At 72.0% G+C, this 20898-nt stretch carries 20 protein-coding genes; 16 read left to right on the top strand and 4 right to left on the bottom strand.

The window, feature by feature from the left end; translation table 11 throughout:
* Positions 1-116 precede the first annotated feature (116 nt).
* The 12 genes from murG (at position 117) to BN39_RS20230 (ending at position 13844) form a co-directional block, all read left to right on the top strand.
* Entirely contained in the window at positions 117-1247 is a 1131-nt protein-coding gene (gene murG / locus BN39_RS20175; RefSeq protein WP_019204260.1) for an undecaprenyldiphospho-muramoylpentapeptide beta-N-acetylglucosaminyltransferase, read from the top strand.
* Between the two features lie 32 nt (positions 1248-1279).
* Positions 1280-2719: a UDP-N-acetylmuramate--L-alanine ligase gene (gene murC / locus BN39_RS20180; protein ID WP_237741750.1), complete on the top strand. Its 1440-nt coding sequence runs from the start codon at positions 1280-1282 to the stop codon at positions 2717-2719.
* The gene (locus BN39_RS20185) at positions 2716-3417 is read left to right on the top strand and encodes a cell division protein FtsQ/DivIB (protein WP_159103266.1); all 702 of its coding nucleotides are present in this window, start codon (positions 2716-2718) and stop codon (positions 3415-3417) included. The genes murC and BN39_RS20185 overlap by 4 nt, the downstream gene beginning before the upstream one ends.
* A gap of 268 nt (positions 3418-3685) precedes the next feature.
* The gene (ftsZ, locus tag BN39_RS20190; RefSeq protein WP_019204263.1) at positions 3686-4843 is read left to right on the top strand and encodes a cell division protein FtsZ; all 1158 of its coding nucleotides are present in this window, start codon (positions 3686-3688) and stop codon (positions 4841-4843) included.
* Between the two features lie 36 nt (positions 4844-4879).
* Positions 4880-5626 (top strand): peptidoglycan editing factor PgeF, encoded by a 747-nt coding sequence (pgeF, locus tag BN39_RS20195; RefSeq protein WP_019204264.1) that lies wholly within the window; start codon positions 4880-4882, stop codon positions 5624-5626.
* A complete protein-coding gene (locus BN39_RS20200; RefSeq protein WP_019204265.1) occupies positions 5623-6333 on the top strand; it encodes a YggS family pyridoxal phosphate-dependent enzyme in 711 nt (236 codons plus the stop codon). The genes pgeF and BN39_RS20200 overlap by 4 nt, the downstream gene beginning before the upstream one ends.
* 52 nt (positions 6334-6385) lie before the next feature.
* Positions 6386-7057: a cell division protein SepF gene (locus tag BN39_RS20205; RefSeq protein ID WP_019204266.1), complete on the top strand. Its 672-nt coding sequence runs from the start codon at positions 6386-6388 to the stop codon at positions 7055-7057.
* Positions 7058-7079: 22 nt separating this feature from the next.
* Entirely contained in the window at positions 7080-7370 is a 291-nt protein-coding gene (locus BN39_RS20210) for a YggT family protein (RefSeq protein WP_019204267.1), read from the top strand.
* Positions 7371-7531: 161 nt separating this feature from the next.
* Complete coding sequence (locus BN39_RS20215) at positions 7532-8371, top strand: DivIVA domain-containing protein (RefSeq protein WP_019204268.1); 840 nt, start codon at positions 7532-7534, stop codon at positions 8369-8371.
* Positions 8372-8403: 32 nt separating this feature from the next.
* Positions 8404-9084, top strand: coding sequence for a hypothetical protein (locus BN39_RS20220; protein ID WP_040768758.1), 681 nt, complete (start codon positions 8404-8406; stop codon positions 9082-9084).
* 250 nt (positions 9085-9334) lie between these two features.
* Positions 9335-12454, top strand: a complete 3120-nt coding sequence (ileS, locus tag BN39_RS20225) for an isoleucine--tRNA ligase (RefSeq protein ID WP_086010342.1) — start codon at positions 9335-9337, stop codon at positions 12452-12454.
* The gene (locus BN39_RS20230; protein WP_019204270.1) at positions 12423-13844 is read left to right on the top strand and encodes a DNA polymerase IV; all 1422 of its coding nucleotides are present in this window, start codon (positions 12423-12425) and stop codon (positions 13842-13844) included. Before ileS ends, BN39_RS20230 begins: the two co-directional genes overlap by 32 nt.
* A 13-nt stretch (positions 13845-13857) precedes the next feature.
* On the opposite strand, the gene BN39_RS20235 is transcribed toward BN39_RS20230, so the two are convergent.
* The 3 genes from BN39_RS20235 to BN39_RS20245 form a co-directional block, all read right to left on the bottom strand.
* The gene (locus BN39_RS20235) at positions 13858-15375 is read right to left on the bottom strand and encodes an HNH endonuclease signature motif containing protein (protein WP_237741751.1); all 1518 of its coding nucleotides are present in this window, start codon (positions 15373-15375) and stop codon (positions 13858-13860) included.
* Positions 15376-15589: 214 nt separating this feature from the next.
* Entirely contained in the window at positions 15590-15979 is a 390-nt protein-coding gene (locus BN39_RS20240; protein WP_019204272.1) for a polyketide cyclase, read from the bottom strand.
* 83 nt (positions 15980-16062) lie between these two features.
* Positions 16063-17010, bottom strand: a complete 948-nt coding sequence (locus BN39_RS20245) for an asparaginase (protein WP_040768760.1) — start codon at positions 17008-17010, stop codon at positions 16063-16065.
* Positions 17011-17127: 117 nt separating this feature from the next.
* Between BN39_RS20245 and BN39_RS20250 the strand changes: the two genes are divergently transcribed.
* The gene (locus BN39_RS20250; RefSeq protein ID WP_019204274.1) at positions 17128-17625 is read left to right on the top strand and encodes a hypothetical protein; all 498 of its coding nucleotides are present in this window, start codon (positions 17128-17130) and stop codon (positions 17623-17625) included.
* 24 nt (positions 17626-17649) lie between these two features.
* Here BN39_RS20250 and BN39_RS20255 read toward each other — a convergent pair whose 3' ends face one another.
* A complete protein-coding gene (locus tag BN39_RS20255; protein WP_148281545.1) occupies positions 17650-18621 on the bottom strand; it encodes a hypothetical protein in 972 nt (323 codons plus the stop codon).
* Positions 18622-18649: 28 nt separating this feature from the next.
* On the opposite strand from BN39_RS20255, the gene lspA reads away from it, so the two are divergent.
* The 3 genes from lspA to BN39_RS20270 are packed head-to-tail and all read left to right on the top strand — an operon-like array spanning position 18650 to position 20776.
* Positions 18650-19195, top strand: a complete 546-nt coding sequence (gene lspA / locus BN39_RS20260) for a signal peptidase II (protein WP_019204276.1) — start codon at positions 18650-18652, stop codon at positions 19193-19195.
* Positions 19188-20114, top strand: a complete 927-nt coding sequence (locus BN39_RS20265) for an RluA family pseudouridine synthase (RefSeq protein WP_019204277.1) — start codon at positions 19188-19190, stop codon at positions 20112-20114. Before lspA ends, BN39_RS20265 begins: the two co-directional genes overlap by 8 nt.
* Entirely contained in the window at positions 20111-20776 is a 666-nt protein-coding gene (locus tag BN39_RS20270; RefSeq protein ID WP_019204278.1) for a hypothetical protein, read from the top strand. The genes BN39_RS20265 and BN39_RS20270 overlap by 4 nt, the downstream gene beginning before the upstream one ends.
* The last annotated feature ends 122 nt before the right edge of the window (positions 20777-20898 follow it).

Here is a 20898-nt window from a genome sequence, read left to right on the forward strand (position 1 = left end):
GCCGGCCCCGGCCGGCACCGCGGCGCGCGCCGCAGTCCGGCGGACCGCGCGGCCAGTCCGGCCCGCACCGCCAGGGCCGCAGTGCGCCGCAGCCGTGGCGCAGATGAGACAGTGAGATGATCGACCGCGATGCGCACGCGGTCGAAGAACGGAGCAACACGGTGAACCCGGTCTCAGTGGTGGTGGCCGGCGGCGGTACGGCGGGGCACATCGAGCCGGCACTCGCGGTGGCCGACGCGGTCCGGGCACAGGTACCCGACGCCCGCGTCACGGCCCTCGGTACGCCCAAGGGCCTGGAGGGCCGCCTGGTGCCCGAACGCGGCTACCCGCTCGCGATGATCCCCCCGGTGCCGCTGCCGCGGAAGCCCGGCGGCGACCTCGCACGCCTGCCGTTCCGGCTCGCCTCCGCCGTCCGCCGCACGCGGGCCGTGCTCAAGGACGCCGGGGCCGATGTCGTGGTCGGCTTCGGCGGCTACGTGGCGCTGCCGGCCTATCTCGCGGCCCGCAGCCTGCGGATCCCCGTCGTGATCCACGAGGCGAACGCGAGCGCAGGCATCGCCAACAAGGTGGGCGCCAGGCTGGCCACCACGGTGTTCGCCGCCGTGCCCGGCTCGGGTGTGCAGGCCGAGGTCGTCGGGATCCCCGTGCGCGGCAGCATCACCGGTCTCGACCGGGCGGCGCTGCGCGCCGAGGCGCGGGCCCACTTCGGGCTGCCGGCCGACGGCCCCGTCGTGTTGGTGTTCGGCGGCAGCCAGGGCGCCGTCCGCCTCAACGACGGTGTCGTGGGCGCGGCCCGGGAGTTCGCCGCGGCCGGCATCGGCGTGCTGCACGCCTACGGGCCCAAGAACGAGGTGACCGTCGACGTGCCCGGCTACGTCGCCGTGCCGTACCTGACCCGGATGGACCTGGCCTACGCGGCGGCCGATCTCGCGGTGTGCCGGTCCGGGGCGATGACGGTGGCCGAGGTCGCCGCCGTCGGGCTGCCCGCGGTGTACGTGCCGCTGCCGCACGGCAACGGCGAGCAGGCGCTCAACGCGCAGCCGGTGGTGGCGGCCGACGGCGGCCTGCTGGTGGACGATGCGGCGTTCACGCCGGAGTTCGTGCGCGAGACCGTGATCCCGCTGGCGGGGGACGCAGACCGGCTGCGCCGGATGGGCGCGGCCGCGGCCGGTACGGGGCACCGCGACGCGGCGGGTACCGTCGCGGCGGCGGCGCTGGCGTTGGCGGAGAAGGGACGGAACCGGTGAGCGAGCTTCCCGAGCGGCTCGAACGGGTGCACATGGTGGGCATCGGCGGTGCCGGCATGTCCGGCATCGCGCGGATCCTCCTGGCCCGCGGCGGCCAGGTGTCCGGATCCGACGCCAAGGAGTCGCGCGGCGTGATCGCGCTCCGGGCGCGCGGCGCGCAGGTCCAGGTGGGGCACAGCCCCGAGGCGCTCGACCTGCTGCCCGGCGGCCCGACGGTGGTGGTCACGACGCACGCCGCCATCCCCAAGGACAATCCCGAGCTGGTCGAGGCGCAGCGCCGCGGCATCCCGGTGATCCTGCGCCCCGAGGTGCTCGCCGATCTCATGGACGGCTACCGCACCCTGCTGGTGAGCGGCACCCACGGCAAGACCTCGACCACGTCGATGGCGGTGGTGGGCCTGCAGCACTGCGGCGCGAACCCGTCGTTCGCGGTGGGCGGCGAGCTGAACGAGTCCGGCACCAACGCCTTCCACGGCACCGGCGACGTGTTCGTCGCCGAGGCCGACGAGTCCGACGGCTCGCTGCTGCAGTACACGCCCGACGTGGTGGTGGTCACCAACGTGGAGGCCGACCACCTCGACTTCTTCGGCTCGGAGGAGAAGTACGTCGCGGTCTTCGACGCGTTCGCCGAGCGGATCCGGCCCGGCGGCGCCCTCGTGGTGTGCCTCGACGATCCCGGGTCCGCGGCGCTGGCGCAGCGCACCCACGCGGCGCTGCGGGCGCGCGACGTGCGCGTGTTCGGCTACGGCGAGGGGACGCACCGGCACCTGGCGCCGGACGTGACGCTCATCGCGGAGATGCTCGAGTACCGGGCCCGCGCCGAGGGCGGCCTGCTCAAGGTGCGTTTCTCCGACGAGAACCGCGAGATCACCGAGCGCTCGCTGCTGCTCTCGGTGCCCGGGAAACACATGGCGCTCAACGCGATCGCCGCGACGATCGCGGTCGTCGGGCTCGGGTACCCGACTCGCACGGTGATCGAGGGGATCGAGGCCTTCGGCGGCGTCTCCCGGCGGTTCCAGTACCGCGGCACCGAGGACGGCGTCCGGGTGTTCGACGATTACGCGCACCACCCGACCGAGGTCCGGGCGGTGCTCACCGCGGCGTCCGAGATGGTGGCCAAGCAGGTCATCCCCGGCCGGGTGATCGTGGCGTTCCAGCCGCACCTGTACTCGCGCACCGAGCAGTTCGCGGCGGAGTTCGCGGAGGCGCTGAGCCTCGCGGACCAGGTCGTGGTGTTGGACGTGTACGGCGCCCGCGAGGCGCCGCTGCCCGGCGTCACTGGGGAGCGGATCGCGGAGAAGGTGACGGCCCCGGTGCGGTACGTGCCCCGGCAGGCCGATCTGGCCGGCGTCGTGACCGAGCTGTCCCGCCCCGGCGACGTGGTGATCACCATGGGCGCGGGCGATGTGACCATGCAGGGATCGGCGATCCTGTCGGCGCTCGCGCAGCGCGGCAGCAGGGCGGGCGCGTGACTTCGACGGCGACGCGCAGGCGGGTGCCGGGGTTGCGGCGGCTGCTGCTCATCGTGCTGGCGGTGTCGGTCGTGGTGGCGCTGGGCGCGGTGGCGTACTTCTCGCCGCTGCTCGCGGCGCGCGACGTGTCCGTCTCGGGCGCGGCGAACGCGCCGGCGGACAAGGTCACCGAGGTGGTGGAGCCGCTCAAGGGCCGGCCCCTGCTGCAGATCACTCCCGGGGAGCGCGGTCGGTACGCGTCGGCGGTCACGGCGGTGAGCCCGTGGATCGACAGCGCGACCGTCACCGTCAAGTATCCGTCGACACTCGTCGTGTCCGTCACCGAGCGCGAGGCGGTGGCGTTCGCGGACCGCGACGGGGTCACGCTGATCGACGCGAAGGGCGTCCCCTTCATCAAGGTGAAGGAGCCTCCGATCCTCACCCCGAAGCTCACCACCGACGATCCGACGGCCGACGATCCGAACACCCGGGCGGCGATCGCGGTGCTGAAGTCGCTGCCGCAGGACGTCCGCGGACAGGTCGTGGAGATCGGTGCGGATTCACCCGCGAACGTGCGATTCGTGTTGCGGGACAAGCGAGTCGTGTACTGGGGCGACGATTCGAAGGCCGAGGCGAAGGCCGCCGCGCTGCGGATGGTGATGACCCGGCCGGGCCGGGAGTTCACCGTGATCAACCCGGACATCCCCACCACCCGGTGACGCGCGGCCGGCGGCGTGCGCGCCGTCGCGGCGGTGCCCGTGCGGGGGTCTGCACGGACGCCGGGACGCGGCGCGCGAGCGTGCTGTGACGGGCGCGACGGTGCGATCGCGAGCTTTTTCCCCGACACGCCCACGCGGTTGCGCGGCGCGGACCGCACGGCCCTCTACCTTGGTTTCCAGACCCACTACTTGACATAACTTTAAGCCTGTTGTTGAGGTTGAGGGTTTTCCGCAAGTAGTAACCGAGAGCATCCCAGGAAGGCGAAACATGACCGCCGCGCATAACTACCTCGCCGTAATCAAGGTCGTCGGCATCGGCGGTGGCGGCGTGAACGCCGTGAACCGGATGATCGAGCAGGGCCTCAAGGGCGTCGAATTCATCGCGATCAACACCGACGCCCAGGCGCTCATCATGAGCGACGCCGACGTCAAGCTCGACGTGGGCCGCGACTCCACCCGGGGCCTCGGCGCCGGCGCCGATCCCGAGGTGGGCCGCAAGGCCGCCGAGGACGCGAAGGACGAGATCGAGGAGCTCCTCAAGGGAGCCGACATGGTCTTCGTCACCGCGGGCGAGGGCGGCGGCACCGGTACCGGCGGCGCGCCCGTCGTCGCGAGCATCGCCCGCAAGCTGGGCGCGCTCACCGTCGGTGTGGTGACCCGGCCGTTCACGTTCGAGGGCGCCCGCCGCGGCAAGCAGGCCGAGCAGGGCATCACGTCGCTCCGCGAGTCCTGCGACACGCTGATCGTGATCCCGAACGACCGGCTGCTGCAGCTGGGCGATGTGAGCGTCTCCGCGCTCGACGCCTTCAAGAGCGCCGACGAGGTGCTCCTCAACGGTGTCCAGGGCATCACGGACCTCATCACCACCCCGGGCCTGATCAACGTCGACTTCGCCGACGTCAAGAGCGTCATGTCCGGTGCGGGCAGCGCCCTCATGGGCATCGGCAGCTCGCGCGGCGAGGGGCGCGCGCTCAAGGCCGCCGAGGCGGCGGTGAACTCGCCGCTGCTGGAGACCTCCATGGAGGGGGCGCACGGCGTGCTGATGTCGATCGCCGGCGGCAGCGACCTCGGCCTGTTCGAGATCAACGAGGCCGCCTCGCTGGTGCAGGGCGCCTCGCACGAGGACGCGAACATCATCTTCGGCACCGTGATCGACGACAACCTCGGCGACGAGGTCCGGATCACCGTGATCGCCGCGGGCTTCGACGGTGGTTCGCCCGCGCGTCGCCCCGTCGCTGCACGGACCATCGGGCAGCACGCGCAGGAGCCGGAGCAGCCGGCCGAGCCCGCGCAGCGCAGCAACGTGTTCGCGCAGCCGCCGCGCACCGACGATCCGTTCCCGGCCCGCCCGTCGGTCCGCGAGCAGCCGCGTGGCGACGACGATTTCGACCTCGACGTCCCGTCGTTCCTGCAGAACCGTCGCTGACGTCCGCGGCCGGCGCGCGCCGGTAGGCTCGACGGTATGAGCGCAACCGCGAACGCGGCGCGCGTCCGGCGGGTCACCACGACCCGGGCCGGCGGCGCGTCGAAGGCCCCCTACGACACCTTCAACCTGGGCGACCACGTCGGCGACGATCCCGCCGCCGTCGCGGCCAACCGGTTGCGCCTGGAGCGCGAGATCGGCGTGGCCCCAGGACATGTGGTGTGGATGGAGCAGATCCACAGCCGGAACGTCACCGTGGTCGACGGTCCGCGGGCCGAGCCCGTGGAGGCGACCGACGCGCTGGTGACGAACGTCCCGGGGCTCGCGCTCGCCGTGCTCACCGCGGACTGCGTGCCGATCCTGCTCTCCGACGACGAGGCGGGCGTCCTCGCCGCGGTGCACGCCGGCCGCGTGGGCGCCCGGATCGGCATCGTGCCGAAGACGATCGAGGCGATGATCGGCCTGGGCGCGAAGCCGGAGCGGATCGGCGCCTTCCTCGGCCCCGCCGCGAGCGGCGCCAAGTACGAGGTGCCGGCCGCCATGGCGGCCGACGTCGAGGAGCACCTGCCGGGCAGCCGGTGCCGCACCGAGAAGGGCACCGACGGTGTGGACCTGCGCGCCGGGATCCGGCGTCAGCTCCAGGATCTCGGCGTCGCCGCGGTCGCGGAGGACCCGCGGTGCACCATCAGCGATCCCACCCTGTTCTCGCACCGCCGGGGCGCGCCCACCGGGCGGCTGGCGTCGGTGATCTGGATCGACGAGGGCGAGGAGCCGAGCGCGTCATGACCCGCAGCGACGAGCTGGCGGCGGGCCTCGCATCCACCCGCGCGAAGCTCGCCGCCGCGTGCGAGGCCGCGGGCCGCGACCCCGGCGAGGTCTCCCTGCTGCCCGTGACCAAGTTCTTCCCCGCCTCCGACGTGGCGCTGTTGCAGGCGTTGGGCTGCACCGAGTTCGGCGAGAACCGCGAACAGGAGGCGGCCGCCAAGGCGGCGGAACTGGCGGACGCCCGCTTCCACATGCTGGGGCACATCCAGCGCAACAAGGCGAAGTCCGTGGCCCGCTGGGCGGCGATGGTGCACTCGGTCGACAGCCCGCGCCTGGCCGACGCCCTGGAGCGCGGCGCGGCGGCCGCCCTCGACGGGGGACTGCGCGACGGTCCGCTGCCGGTCCTGGTGCAGATCAGCCTCGACGGCGATCCGGCGCGCGGGGGAGTGCCGCGCGCCGACCTCGACGAGCTGTGCGAAACCGTCGCGGAGGCACCGTCGCTCGCGCTGCGCGGCGTGATGGGGGTGCCCCCGCTGGAGGCCGATCCCGAGGCGGCGTTCGCCGAGCTCGCGGAGATCCGCGCGGGGGTGCTGGAGAGGCATCCGGGGGCGGGTGTCTTTTCTGCCGGAATGTCCGGCGACCTGGAGGTCGCGGTGAAATTCGGATCCACGTGCGTGCGTGTCGGAACCGGGATTCTGGGGCGGCGCCCACTAACCTCACTTCCATAACGACAGTCACAACCGTCACACCAGCCCATGCAGGCGCCAAGGAAGGGCAACGATGAGCACTCTGCACAAGGTCAAGGCGTACTTCGGCATGGTTCCGCTGGACGCGTACGACGATCGCTACATCGACGAGCAGACTCCGGAGCCCCGTGGCCGCCGCAGCCTGGACGACGAATTCGACGACTACCGCGCCGATTACCGCGGCGAGCGCGGCTACGCGTACGACGGGCGCCTCGCAGACGAGTACGACTACGAGCCCGGTTTCGCGGACGCCGGCTACGGCCGCCCGTCGTACGACGACGGTTACGGCTACCGCGAGCCGGCCCGCGCCGAGGCCGCCCGGCTGCCCCGCCTCGAGCCGCTGCGCGACGCCCCCCGCGGCGCCGCCCCGTCCACCCGCGGTGCGCTCGCGATGGACACCCGTGCCGACGTGCTGAGCCAGGAGAACCCGATGTCGCGCATCACCACCCTGCGTCCCACCTCGTACGAGGAGGCACGCACGATCGGTGAGCGGTTCCGCGAGGGCATCCCGGTGATCATGGACCTGACCGCGATGGACAACGCCGACGCCAAGCGTCTCGTCGACTTCGCGGCGGGCCTGACCTTCGCGCTGCACGGTTCGTTCGACCGGATCACCACCAAGGTGTTCATGCTGGCGACCGCCGACGTGGACGTCACGGCCGAGGACCGGGCGCGGATCGCGGAGACCGGTTTCTACAACCGCTAGCGGATTCGGGCAGACTGGTTCCGTGCAACTGATCTGGCAGACCGTCTACATACTCCTCTCGATCTTCTGGTTCCTGCTCCTGGTGCGGATCGTCATCGAGATGGTGAAGTCCTTCGCCCGGGAGTGGTTCCCGAAGGGGATCGTCGCGATCCTGCTCGAGGCGGTGTTCACCGTCACGGATCCGCCCATCAAGTTGCTCCGGCGACTGATTCCGCCGGTGACGCTCGGCCCTGTCCGATTGGACCTTGCAGTACTGGTGTTGTTCCTGATCATCATCGTCGCGCAGCAGATCGTCGTCCGGCTCGCGATGTAGGCGGAACGCCGTGAACGTCGATATTGAAACGGTCAAATCATCCCGTGATTCTCGGGGGATGAGGAACAAACGGGTCTGGTGTGACAGGATGTGCACCAGTTACAGTGTTGGCCCGAGTGACTTGGGATCTGTCGAGCAGCCGAAGTGAGGGGAAACGACCTATGAAGCTGACACCCGCCGACGTGCGCAACGTGGCGTTCAGTAAGCCGCCTATCGGAAAGCGCGGCTACAACGAGGACGAGGTGGATCAGTTCCTCGATCTGGTCGAGACCGAGCTCGCTCGGCTCATCGACGAGAACAACGATCTGCAGCAGCGCAACGCCGAGTTGGAGCGCGAGCTGGGCGACGCCCGCTCGGGTGCGGGCTCGGACTCGGGCTCGCAGCAGCCGTCCGCCGGTAACACGGTCGCGTTCGCGTCGCCGACGCCGAACGCGCCCGCGGTGTCCGAGCAGCCCGCCGCGGCAACGGCCGCCGCCACGACCGAGGAGGCCAACATGCGCGCCGCCCGTGTCCTGGCGCTCGCGCAGGACACGGCCGACCGGCTCACCAACAACTCGCGCTCCGAGGCCGAGAAGCTGGTCTCGGACGCCCGCGCCAAGTCGGAGGCCATGGTCACCGAGGCGCGCCAGCAGTCCGAGTCGATGCTCGCCGACGCCCGCCAGCGCTCCGACGCGCTGCTGGCCGACGCGCAGACCCGCTCGGAGAACCAGCTGCGCCAGTCGCAGGAGCGTTCGGACGCCATGCAGGCCGACGCCGAGCAGAAGCACACCGAGATCATGACCACCATCAACCAGCAGCGCACGGTGCTGGAGGGGCGGATCGAGCAGCTCAAGACGTACGAGCGCGAGTACCGCACCCGCCTGAAGACCTACCTCGAGGGACAGCTCGAGGAGCTGCAGTCGCTGCGCAGCGCCGCCCCGGTCGATCACGGCCAGGGACGCGGTGGCGATTTCAACGACCCCGGCAATGCGACCGGCGGCGGCAACCAGCAGTACAAGTAGGCCGCCGGGTCACCGGTAGAGGCGGATAACAGATGTTGCTGTTGGCCGCACTGGGGGCGACGGTCATCGGGTTCGTCCTGCTGATCGTCGCCCTGATGACGGCGAACCTCTGGCTCGCCATCGCCTGTGTCGTGGTGTCGGTGATCGGCGTCGCCCTGCTGCTCGGCGACGTGCTCACCTACCGCCGCGGGGATCGCGATTCCAAGCTCGCCGGCCGCGAGGCCAAGCGCGCGGCGGAGAAGCCCTGGACGCCCGGCGGAGCCACGGCGGACGGCGGGGAGGCCCCCGAGGACCGGCCCGCCGGGAAAACGGCGGACGAGCCCGATGAGGGCGGCGGGAAGCCGTCGGGGAACGCCTCCGCCGGACTCGCGGGACTCACGGGCGGAGCCGCCCTCGCGGGCGGCGCTGCCGCGGCGGGGAGCCGGCGCGGCGACGAGGGCGACGCGGACGCCGCGCGGGAGGCCGGCACCGTCGGTCACGAGGAGTTCGGCCACCACGGCGACGCGGACCGGGACCCCGGGCAGGCGCCCGGACAGGACTGGTCGCACGAGTCGGCCGCCGACACCGATCAGCCCGCGGGCGACGACCGCTCGACCGGACTCATCTTCCCGGGCCGCTACGACCCGGACATGACGGATCAGATCCCGCAGATCGAGATCGAGCGGGCGTGGGGCTCCGAGTGGGAGCCTCCGGAAGATCCGGATAAGAAATAGCGTTATCCTTATGCGAGCGATGATCCGGCCATCACCGGGGAGCATCCGGAAGAACGGGCGTCAGCCTCACTAGAACCGGACGGGCGGGCCCGTCACAGCCCTGTCAAGAGGCGCGGTTCCGCACGGAACCGCGCAAGCGGGGTGGTACCGCGGTGACCGGCCGACGGCCGGGCGTCGTCCCCGTGCTGGTAGTACACGGCACGAGGAGACTGCAGACGTGAGCGAGAACCGCCCGTATCCCCAGGTCGACATGACACGCGACGAGGGCGCCCCCGCCCGCGGCGGCGCACCGTCGTTCCCGGACCTGGAGGAGCGCGTGCTCGCCTACTGGGCCGAGAACGACACCTTCCGGAAGTCGATCGCGAACCGCGAACACAGCGACGAGTACGTCTTCTACGACGGCCCGCCGTTCGCCAACGGGCTCCCGCACTACGGCCACCTCCTGACCGGATACGTCAAGGACCTGGTGCCGCGCTACCAGACGATGCGCGGCAAGAAGGTGGACCGCCGGTTCGGCTGGGACACCCACGGCCTGCCCGCCGAGCTCGAGGCCGAGCGCCAGCTGGGGATCACGGACAAGTCCGAGATCGAGACCATGGGCGTGGAGAAGTTCAACGACTACTGCCGCACCTCGGTGCTCCGCTACACCGAGGAGTGGCGCCAGTACGTCACCCGCCAGGCCCGCTGGGTGGACTTCGACAACGACTACAAGACGCTCGACCTGGACTTCATGGAGTCCGTCATGTGGGCGTTCAAGACGCTCCACGACAAGGGCCTGGTGTACCAGGGCTACCGCGTGCTGCCGTACTCCTGGTACGAGCAGACGCCGCTGTCGAACCAGGAGTCCAAGCTCGACGACGCCTACAAGATGCGCCAGGACCCGGCGGTCACCGTCGGGATGCCGTTGCGCACCGAGGGCACCGCCCTGGAGGCGCTCGACGGGGTCGAGGCGCTGATCTGGACCACCACGCCGTGGACGCTGCCGTCCAACCTCGCGATCGCCGTGCACCCGGACCTGGATTACGTGCACGTGACCGGCCTGGACGGGAAGGACTACCTGCTCGCCGAGGCGCGATTGGGCCAGTACGCGCGCGAGCTGGGCGAGTCGCCGGAGGTCAAGGGGCGCTACACGGGTCGCGAGCTGGAGTTCGCCGCCTACGAGCCGCCGTTCGACTTCTTCGCCGGCCACCCCAAGGCCCACGTCACGCTCCTCGCGGACTACGTGACCACCGAATCCGGCACCGGCGTGGTGCACCTCGCGCCGGCCTTCGGTGAGGAGGACATGGAGCTGGCGACGGGGAAGTACGGCATCGAGGTGGTGCAGCCACTGGACCCGGGCGGCAGGTTCACCGCCGCCGTGCCGCCGTACGAGGGCATGCAGGTGTTCGACGCGAACCCGGTGATCTCCAAGGACCTCAAGGCCAAGGGGCGCCTGCTGCGGCACGAGACCATCGAGCACAGCTACCCGCACTCGTGGCGCTCGGGCCAGCCGCTGATCTACATGGCGGTGCCCTCGTGGTTCGTCGAGGTCACCAGGATCGTGCCGCGGATGCTGGAGCTCAACCGGAACATCACCTGGAGCCCCGCGCACATCAAGGACGGCCAGTTCGGCAAGTGGCTCGAGGGCGCCAAGGACTGGAACATCAGTCGCAACCGGTACTGGGGCGCGCCGATCCCGGTGTGGGTCTCCGACGACCCGCAGTACCCGCGTGTGGACGTGTACGGCTCGCTGGACGAGCTGGAGCGCGACTTCGGCGTGCGCCCGACCAACCTGCACCGTCCGTACATCGACGAGCTGACCCGGCCGAATCCGGACGACCCGACCGGGAACTCGACGATGCGCCGCGTGCCGGAAGTGCTCGACTGCTGGTTCGAGTCCGGCTCGATGCCGTTCGCGCAGGTGCACTACCCGTTCGAGAACCGGGACTGGTTCGACACGCACTTCCCGGGCGATTTCATCGTCGAGTACAACGGGCAGACCCGCGGCTGGTTCTACAACCTGCACGTGCTGGCCACCGCCCTGTTCGATTCGAACGCCTTCCGCACGGTGGCGGCGCACGGCATCGTGCTGGGCCACGACGGGCTGAAGATGTCGAAGTCGAAGCGGAACTACCCGGACGTCAACGAGGTCTTCAACCGCGACGGCTCCGACGCGATGCGCTGGTTCCTCATGGCCTCGCCGATCCTGCGCGGCGGCAACCTCGTGGTCACCGAGCAGGGCATCCGCGACGGCGTGCGGCAGACGCTGCTGCCGCTGTGGAACGCGTACTCGTTCCTGCAGCTGTACGCGGAGCAGCCGGCCACCTGGCGCACGGACTCCGAGGACGTGCTGGACCGGTACATCCTCGCCAAGCTCGCGCAGACGCGCGAGAAGATGACGGAGGCGCTGGACACCTGCGACATCGCCGACGCCTGCGAGGAGCTGCGGCTGTTCGTCGACGCGCTGACCAACTGGTACGTGCGCCGGTCGCGGTCGCGGTTCTGGGAGGGACAGGACGCCGCCGGGAACGGGGCCGCGTTCGACACCCTGTACACGGTGCTGGAGACCACCTGCCGGCTGGCGGCGCCGCTGCTGCCGATGGCCACCGAGGCCATGTGGCGGGGGCTCACGGGGGGCGAGTCGGTGCACCTCACCGATTGGCCCACCGAGACCGAGCTGCCCGCCGATCCCGCGCTGGTGGCGGCGATGGACGAGGTGCGCGACGCGTGCTCGGTGGCGTCCTCGGTGCGTAAGGCGAACAAGCTGCGGGTGCGGCTGCCGCTGCACTCGCTCACCGTGGCCGGCCCGGACGCGGAGAAGCTGGCGCCCTTCGCGTCGATCATCGCCGACGAGGTGAACGTGCGCGACGTGCGGCTCTCCTCCGATGCGGATCAGTACGGGAAGGTCGAGATCGCCGTCAACGCCCGCGCGGCGGGCCCGCGCCTGGGCAAGGACGTGCAGACCGTGATCAAGGCCGTGAAGGCCGGCGATTACACCGAGGCCGACGGGACCGTGGTCGCCGCCGGCATCGCGCTGGAGGAGGGCGAGTACACGCGCCGCCTGGTCGCGAAATCGCCGGAGTCCACCGCGGAGCTGTCCGACGGAGCCGGGCTCGTGGTGCTCGATCTGGCGGTCGACGCCGAGCTCGAGGCCGAGGGCTGGGCCAAGGACCGCATCCGCGAGCTGCAGGAGGCCCGACGGTCCGCGGGGCTCGACGTGAGCGACCGGATCGCGCTGGTCCTCGACGTGCCGGGCGAGCACCGGGCGGCCGCCGAGGCGCACAGGGACCTAATCGCGGGCGAGGTGCTGGCCACGTCGCTGGAGTTCGCCGCCGTTCCCGACGGGGTGGAGCTGGGCGATGGTGTTCGAGGCCGGCTCACCCGGGTCTGACGGCCGGCCGGACGCCGGCGCCCGCTGGGTCCTGCACTTCGACATGGACGCGTTCTTCGCGTCCTGCGAGCAGCTGACCCGCCCCACCCTCCGCGGGCGTCCCGTGCTGGTGGGCGGGCTCGGCGGCCGCGGCGTGGTGGCCGGGTGCTCGTACGAGGCCCGGGTGTACGGTGCCCGGTCCGCGATGCCGATGCACCAGGCGCGCCGGTTGGTCGGCGCGCCCGCGGTGGTGCTGCCGCCGCGCGGCGCCCTGTACGGCACCGTCAGCCGGCGCGTGTTCGCGACGGTGCGGGAGCTGATCCCCGTCGTCGAGACCCTGTCGTTCGACGAGGCATTCGGCGAACCCGCGGAGCTGGCCGGTGCGCCGGCGGCGGAAGTCGTGGCGTTCGCCGAGGAGCTGCGGGCGCGGATCAGGGCGGCCACCGGGTTGGTGGCGTCCGTCGGGGCCGGGGCGGGGAAGCAGGCCGCCAAGATCGCGTCGGGGCTCGCGAAGCCCGACGGGGTGTCCGTGATCCCGCCCGCCGAGCAGGAGGCGCTGCTGTACCCCCTGCCGGTGCGGAAACTGTGGGGGATCGGTCCGGTGGCGGGGGAGCGGCTGTCCCGCTTGGGGATCGAGACGATCGGCCAGTTCGCCGCGATGAGCGAGGTGGAGGTGGTGTCGGTGCTCGGCGTCACGCTGGGGCCGGCGCTGCACCGGCTCGCGCGCGGCGAGGACGACCGGCCGGTGGCGGTGAACGGCGAGGCGAAGTCGATCAGCGCGGAGCACACCCTGGAGACCGACGTGACCACGATGAACGCGCTGCGCCGCGAGATCGACCGCAGTGCCGAGCACGCGGTGCGGCGGCTGCGGAAGGACGGGCGCGGTGCGCGCACCGTCGTGCTCAAGCTCAAGCGATCCGACATGTCGATCCTGACCCGGTCCGCGACGCTGCCGTCGGCCACCACGGACGCCGCCGTGCTCACCGCCACGGCGCAGCGGCTCGCCCTGGACCCGGTGGAGATCGGCGGACTGCGCCTGGTGGGCGTCGGATTCTCCGGGCTGAGCAGCGTGGAGCAGTTCACGCTCTTCGGCGACGAGGAGCCGGCCGCGCCGGTCGTCGCCGACGCCGTCACCGCGGGCGCCGACGCCGACCGGGTTGCGGATGCGGCGCCCGCGTCCGCGGTGGGCTGGCGCACCGGTATGGACGTGCGGCACCCGGAGTTCGGGCACGGCTGGGTGCAGGGCGCGGGGCACGGGGTGCTCAGCGTGCGGTTCGAGACCCGCGCGTCCGGGCCCGGCCGGATGCGCAGCTTCCGGTTCGACGATCCCGACCTCCGCGAGGCGGACCCGCTCGACTCCCTCGACTGGCCCACCGAGCACCTGCGATCGGACGAGGACGACGACGACTGAGCCCGCGTCTCGCTCACGCCGCGAGCCCGGCCGACTCGTCGCCACGCCACGCGTCGTCCGCATCGTGCTCGGCGAGATGGGATTCGAGGATCGGCGGGCCGTTGGGCCCGTCGAGGATCGAGCGGATGTCGTCGTCGATCGGGCCGACGAACTGTTCGTACTGGACGCGGAGTGCTTCTGCGCGCCAGAGGTTCCGGAAATCTCGTTGGCGGAGGCGCCATCGTTCGAGCGCCCGCCGGTACAGCTCGTCCGTGTGGTGCGTGTGATTCACGTGGTACTCACCGGACGGATCCGCCGTGCGGCGCCACCCGGTGCGGCCCGCGTACTCGCCGTCCCGGACGGTGATGGTCTCCCAACCCCTCGGGAAGTCACTGGTATCGGGCGTGACCCTGCCGTGGTGGGCGTCGCACGCCAGCGTGAGGCAGGCGATGTCGGTCGGCCCGCCGTCGGCCCACTCCGTGATGTGGTGCACCTGGCACCGGGTGGCCGGCGCATCGCAACCCGGTGCGGTGCAACCTTGTTCGGCGCCGTAGAGGGCGATCCGCTGGTCAGCGCTCGCGAGCCGCTTCTCGCGTCCGAGGAACAGCGGCCGCGACGCGAGGTCGAGCACGAGGACGTACTTCGGGTTCGCGCCCATCATCCGCAGGGCGTCCGCGACGGGCATCCGCCCGCCCGTGGCGGTGGTGGCGATGCCGGTCTCGGATTCGAGCTGGTCGATCCCGAGGGTGATGATCGGCACGCAGGGAAGCCCGCGGTGCTGCCCGAGTCCGCCTGAGGCGACCGCCATCCGCAGCGCGGTCACGAGCGCGTCGTGGTTGCGCTGCGCCGTGGTCCGCGTATCGCGTTTCGCGGCGGCGCGCACCGCCTCCGGATCGGCGAGGTCCACGGGAGCATCGGAATCGTCGGGATTGTTGACGCCGGGCCGTGCGAGCTTCTCCAGCACCACGTCGAGCAGCGCGCGCCCTTCGGGGGAGAGGGCACCGTCGAACTCCGTCATGAGGTCGTCGTCCTGGTGGCCCACGTCGAGCGCCCGGGCCTGCGCGATCACGTCCGGCTTCGGCTCGGTGCCGTCGGGATCGATGTGCTCGATCGCCTTCTTCCCGATGAGCGTGATGTCCTCGGGTGTCACGGATCTCGCAGCTGTGACCAGGATGTCCTCGAGCACCTCGGCGTCATCGGGGGTGATCTTCTTGCGGCAGCCGGCGAACCCCCGCTCGATCGCGGCGGCGTGCCGTTCCGAGATCGCCCCCTCGCGCTGCGCGGCGGCCACGAGTGCGTAGCGCGGGTCGGGAGGCCACCCGTGCGTGTGCTGGGGAACCCGGTCACGCGCGCCGTGCACGCGATCGCGAGCCTCCGCACCGGACAGCCGCAGCCGCTGCACCAGTAGTTCCTTGATGCCGGTATAGCCGAGCTGCGCCGGCACGCCCTGCTCCACCGCCACCTGCGTCAGGAAGTGTTGCGTGTACGGCACCCTCCGTGCCGCGGCCTCGAGCCGGTCGAGGGAGTCGAGGACCGTCGCGGAATCCAGCATCACGGGGTCGGCCTGAGCAAGCCGTTCCGCTGCGTGTTCGAAGGACGTGAGTGCGTCGAGATAATCCCTTGCTGTGCAAGTGCTCTCGTACATCCGGACCCCATCTCGACACCCCCATTCTACGAGCCTCTCGATGCGATCGCAATACGAAAATCAAATATATGTTCGAATGCGCGCGGGGCGTCTGAGGGCGCGTCGCGTCGGTTCGGGTGGACTACGTCAGCAGGTCGCGGAGCCGCTCCAGGTCGGATCGCACTGCGGCGCAGTCCCGGTCGAAGTCCTCTTCGCTCGCCCCGAGGCGGCGGACGGTGAACAGCACCTCCGCGCCGTCGGGGTGCGCGAGCACGCGGAACGGGTTGTTCACGACGGTCCCGTCGGGCAGCCGCACATCGTGGTCGAGCACGCCGAACGCGTTGTCGGGCGCGAACCGGACCCGCACCTCGCCCATGGGCGAGTCGGTGATGAGATCGTCGCCGTCCTCGCGCACACCGGTGGCGAGGCCCGCGGCCCAGCGCACCAGGTTCTGCGGATCGCGGGCGAAGGCGTACACCTCCGCGGGGCTGCGGGGGACGACGGTGCTGATGTGGCGCGATTCCTCGGGCATGCCTCAACGCTAACGCCGGCGCCGGGGTGGGCGCCGCGGGCGCGGGCGTCCATCGCCGCACTGCGGGCGATCGGATCCGGCGGTCAGCGACCGAGGTACGCCGCGATCCACCGCGGGCCGACGCCGGCGGCGAGCAGGGTGAGCAGCACGATCCGCGCCTGGCCGGGTCGCAGCCGCCGGGACACGACGGCGCCCGCGGCCACCAGGTCCGCCGCGCCGCCCCCGCCACCGTAGGTCGCGTCCACCTCGCCGGCCGCGATGCGGGTGGACACCACCACGGTGACCCCCGCCTCGATGGCGCGGCGCAGCGCGGTGGCGAGCGCCACCGTCGTGTTGCCCCCGCCCGTGCCGGCGAGCACGATGCCGCGGGCCCCGGCCGCGACGGCGGCGTCGACGAGGGCACCGTCGGCCCCCGGGTAGGAGGCGACGATGTCGACCCGCACGTCCGCCACGGGCACGTTCTTGGTGAGCAACCGGTGCGGCGCGGTTCCGCCGAGCTCGGCCACGGGGATCCCGCCGGCGAACGGCTGGGGCGCCACGGTGGAGACCTTGGCCAGGCCGCGGACCGTCTGCAGCGTTCCGGAGAACGAGAGCAGGACGCCCAGCCCGCGGTGGGCGGGTGAGGCGGCCGCGGTGATCGCCGCGGCGAGGTTGGCCGGGCCGTCGGCGCGGGGCGAGTCCGCGGCGTGCTGCGCCCCGGTGAACACGACGGGGCGCGGGTCGCCGTGCGACAGGTCGACGAGGAGCGCGGTCTCCTCCATCGTGTCCGTGCCGTGCGTCACGACGACGCCCGCGACGCCGGGCGACTGCAGCGCGGAGTCGACCGCCGCCCGGATCGCGTCGAGCTGCTCGAGGGTGAGCGCGGACGAGTCCGAGGACACCACGTCGTGGACCGTCACGGTCACGTCGGACGGGATGTCGGGCAGCGAGGCGACCAGGTCGGCGCCGGTGTCCGAGGCGACCGCCGCGCCGGACGGGTCCTGGCGGCTGGCGATGGTGCCACCGGTCGCGAGCACGATCACTTCAGGCATGTGAGCAGCATCGCCTCCGATGTGTCGCACGTCAAACCCCGCGTTCACGAGAGAGGCGACACGATTTGGCATAGTGGGGGCCGCGATGGAACGGCCCCGGGGAAGGTGAAGGAAACGATGGTCGGGAGGACCTGGGCGGCGACGCTCGTCGTGCTCGCGGGCCTCACTGTCGGCGCGTGCGGGCAGGACGAGTCGAAGGCCCCGCCGAGTTCGCCGGGTGCGGCCTCGGCCGCGCAGGCCACGGAGGCGCCGTCGACCACCCCGGACCGCGCGCCGTCCGCGGCCCAGCTGGAGGCGATGCTGGCGCGCGCCGTGGATCCCGGTGTCCCCGCGGGCGACAAGATCGTCCTGGTGCAGGGCGCCACCGAGGCGGACGCGCCGCTGTTCGACGAACTGGTCCGGGTGCGCGCCGACAACCCCAACGTCACGTGGCGGCTCGGCAAGCCCGTGCTGGAGCAGCCGGGCCTGGCCAAGGCGCCGGTCTCGGCGTTGCTGGGCGAGACGAATCAGACCGCGTACGCGACGGTCGTGTTCGACGGCACGTGGAAGCTGCAGCGCGAGTACGCGTGCGACATTCTGCGCCAGGTGGGGCGCGACGCCGCGGCCTGCCACTGACGGCCCGCGCCCTGCTCCCGGGGCCTATTTCGGGTCGAACCGGTAGATGCTGCCGGTCTTCTGGGTGAGCTTGCGCGCCGCGTCGTCGCCCGCCAGGGTCCGGCCGCCCTCGAGCTGGACGCCCCCGTCCACGGGAAACGCCCGCGCGGGATCGATCGTCGCGGTGCCCTTGCCCGCCGAAGTGAAGCTCTCGATGGTCAGGGTGCGATCGCTGCCGGGCACGCGGAACAGCGAATCGTCCGGCTCCTCGTCGACGGTGGCGGACAGCTCCGGTCGTTCCGGGGTGCCGGCGAGCGTCACCTTCATGGTCTGCGTCAGGTTGCTGTCCGCGCGGATCTTGCGCGTCGCCGTCCAGGTCGCGCCCGTGCCCACGGGCTCGGCGGGGACGGGCACCAGCCGCAGGAACGTCTGCAGCAGAGCCTGTTCGAACGCGCCCTGCGCCTCGGCGGAGACGCCGGCGGGCGCGGCGATGGTGAACGAGCGGACCTCGCCGGTCGGGGCCAGGCGCACGCGGCCCACCTGCCCGGCCTCGGGCTCGAGCGCCGTGGTCAGCGCGGTGTCGGTCGACGACGGCGCGTCGAAGAAGAGGTAGACGTCCAGCGGGTCGGCGCACGAGGGCTGCGATGTGAGCGGCAGCGTCACGTCGCGGTTGCCGCCCGACGGCTGCTCGCCCGCCACCTGCGACACCTGGAGCGTGTTGGTGAACAGCTTCGCCTGCCCCACCGCGGTGGGGCGCATGGCCGGTGCCCGCCGCTCCCCGGTACCGGGATCGTCGACGGTGATGCTCGCCTGCGGCACGTCGATGGTCACGGCGTGGCCCGGGAGTACGGGCGGGTTCCGGACGCATCCGGCCGACGGTGCGGGGGCCGCCGCCGACATCCGGGGCGCCGCCGAGGACGAGGCCGCTCCGCCGCCCGAATCGCCGTCGCCGCACGCCGCGACGGCGACGCCGAGCGCCGCGAGGACCGGGACCAGCCGTAACCGCCTGCCATGCACCCTGCCACCGTAGTGGATGATGGATGTCATGGATTCGAGCCCGACCGCGACGACGCGCTGGTATCGGAACCCGCGGATCGTTCTCGCCGTCGTGGCGGTCGCGGTGTTCCTCATCGACCTCGGGGCGAAGACCCTCGCGGTGAACGAGCTCGAGTACGGGGTCCGGGTGCCGGTGCTGGGGCCGTTCAGCCTCATCCTGATCCGCAACCCGGGTGCGGCGTTCTCGATGGCCACGGGCATGACGTGGATCCTCACGCTGATCGCCGTCGGCGTGGTGATCTGGATCGTCCGGATGGGCTCGCGGCTCACGTCGCTGCCCTGGGGCATCGGCCTGGGGATGGTGCTGGGCGGGGCGCTCGGCAACCTGGCCGACCGCATGTTCCGCTCGCCGGGCGTGTTCCGCGGCCACGTCGTGGATTTCCTCTCGGTAGGCGAGTGGTTCCCGGTGTTCAACACCGCCGATTCCGCGATCTCGTGCGCCGCGGTGCTCCTGGTGGGCCTCACGCTGCTCGGCAGGGATCCGTACGAGGGCTTCGGCCAGAAGAAGGTCCGAGAGGAGGCCGCCGATGCGTGAGGTGCGCACCATGCCCGTCCCCGACGGGCTCGACGGGCTCCGCGTGGACGCCGGGGTGGCGCGGGTCCTGGGCCTGTCCCGCACGGTCGTCTCCGATCTCGTGGCGGAGGGCGCCGTCACCCTCGACGGGGTCGCCGTCGGCAAGTCCGACAAGCTCCGCGCCGGCGCCCTGCTCGACGTGACGCTGCCCGAGCCGGCGCGCCCGCTGGAGATCGTGGCGGAGCCGGTGCCGGGCATGGACATCCTCTACTCGGACGACGACATCGTGGTGGTGGACAAGCCCGTCGGGGTGGCGGCGCACGCGTCCGTCGGCTGGACGGGGCCCACGGTGATCGGCGGCCTCGCCGCGGCCGGGTACCGGATCAGCACCTCGGGGGCGCCGGAGCGGCAGGGCATCGTGCACCGCCTCGACGTGGGTACGTCGGGCGCGATGGCGGTCGCGGTGTCCGAGCGCGCGTACACGGTGCTCAAGCGCGCGTTCAAGCAGCGGACCGTCGACAAGCGGTACCACGCCCTGGTGCAGGGGCACCCGGACCCGTCGTCGGGTACGATCGACGCGCCCATCGGCCGGCACCGCAGCTCCGACTGGAAGTTCGCGGTCACCCGTGACGGCAAGCCGTCGATCACGCACTACGACACGCTCGAGGCCTTCCAGGCGGCGTCCCTGCTGGACGTGCACCTGGAAACCGGTCGCACGCACCAGATCCGGGTGCATTTCGCGGCGCTGCACCATCCGTGCTGCGGCGATCAGACCTACGGCAGCGATCCCGTGCTCGCGAAGCGGCTGGGCCTGGAACGGCAGTGGCTGCACGCCCGCACGCTGGGCTTCACCCACCCCACGAAGGGGGAGTACGTGGAGTTCACCTCGCCCTATCCGGAGGATCTGCAGCACGCCCTGGACGTGCTGCGCGAGGCGTGAGGGTGCGCTCCTGGGCGCCGTGGGTCGCGCTGCTGGTCGTGGCACTCGGGCTGGCGTACTGGCTCGGCGCCACGACGCCGGGGGCCGCGGTGCGCACGCCCGGCGCCCGGCTCGGCCCGGAGGCGGGCCAGTCGGTGCGGGTCTACCGCGACGCCGCGGCGAAGTCCCTCGCCGCCGCGCCCGCCGGCGAACGGCGGTGGGCACTGATCTCGCCGGTCGCGGAGTGGCGCGCCGACGAGGTGTGGCCGCGGCTCGGCGGCGTCGACGGGCTCGACCGCGTCGGGCGGGTGCTGCTGCGGGTGCCGATCCCCGGGGTGCAGACGCCGACGGTGACCGTCCCCACCGGCCAGAGCGCCGAGGGCGTGGCCGCGGCGGGGGAACTCGCCGCGCTCGCCGTCCCGGACCTCGTGGCGCCCGGCGCCCGCGGCGAGGCGATCGCGCGGGTGTCGGCGTCGCGGCTGCGGGCCGGCCGGCCCGCCGTGGTCGGGGTCGTGGTGCGGGGCACGGGCGAGGCCCTGCGCGCCGTCGCGGGCGGGCCGGGTGTGCGGTCGGTGCAGGTCCTGCCGGGCGACACCGGCCGCTACGCCCTCGCCCCGCTGCTCCCGTCGTTCACCGACCGCGCCGCCCCCGGCCCCGACGACCGCCCCGTTCCGCGCACCTGAGTGTGCCGCGCATTCTGAAACCGGGCCTCATCGCGGTCACGAGCGATATGCGTCGCCGTCCTGCCGCGGCGGCCCGGTTCCGGAACCGGCGTCCGCGGAAAACCAGTTGTGAGTGCCCGCTC

The sequence above is a fragment of the Tsukamurella sp. 1534 genome, assembly GCF_000312385.1.
Taxonomy (GTDB): domain Bacteria; phylum Actinomycetota; class Actinomycetes; order Mycobacteriales; family Mycobacteriaceae; genus Tsukamurella.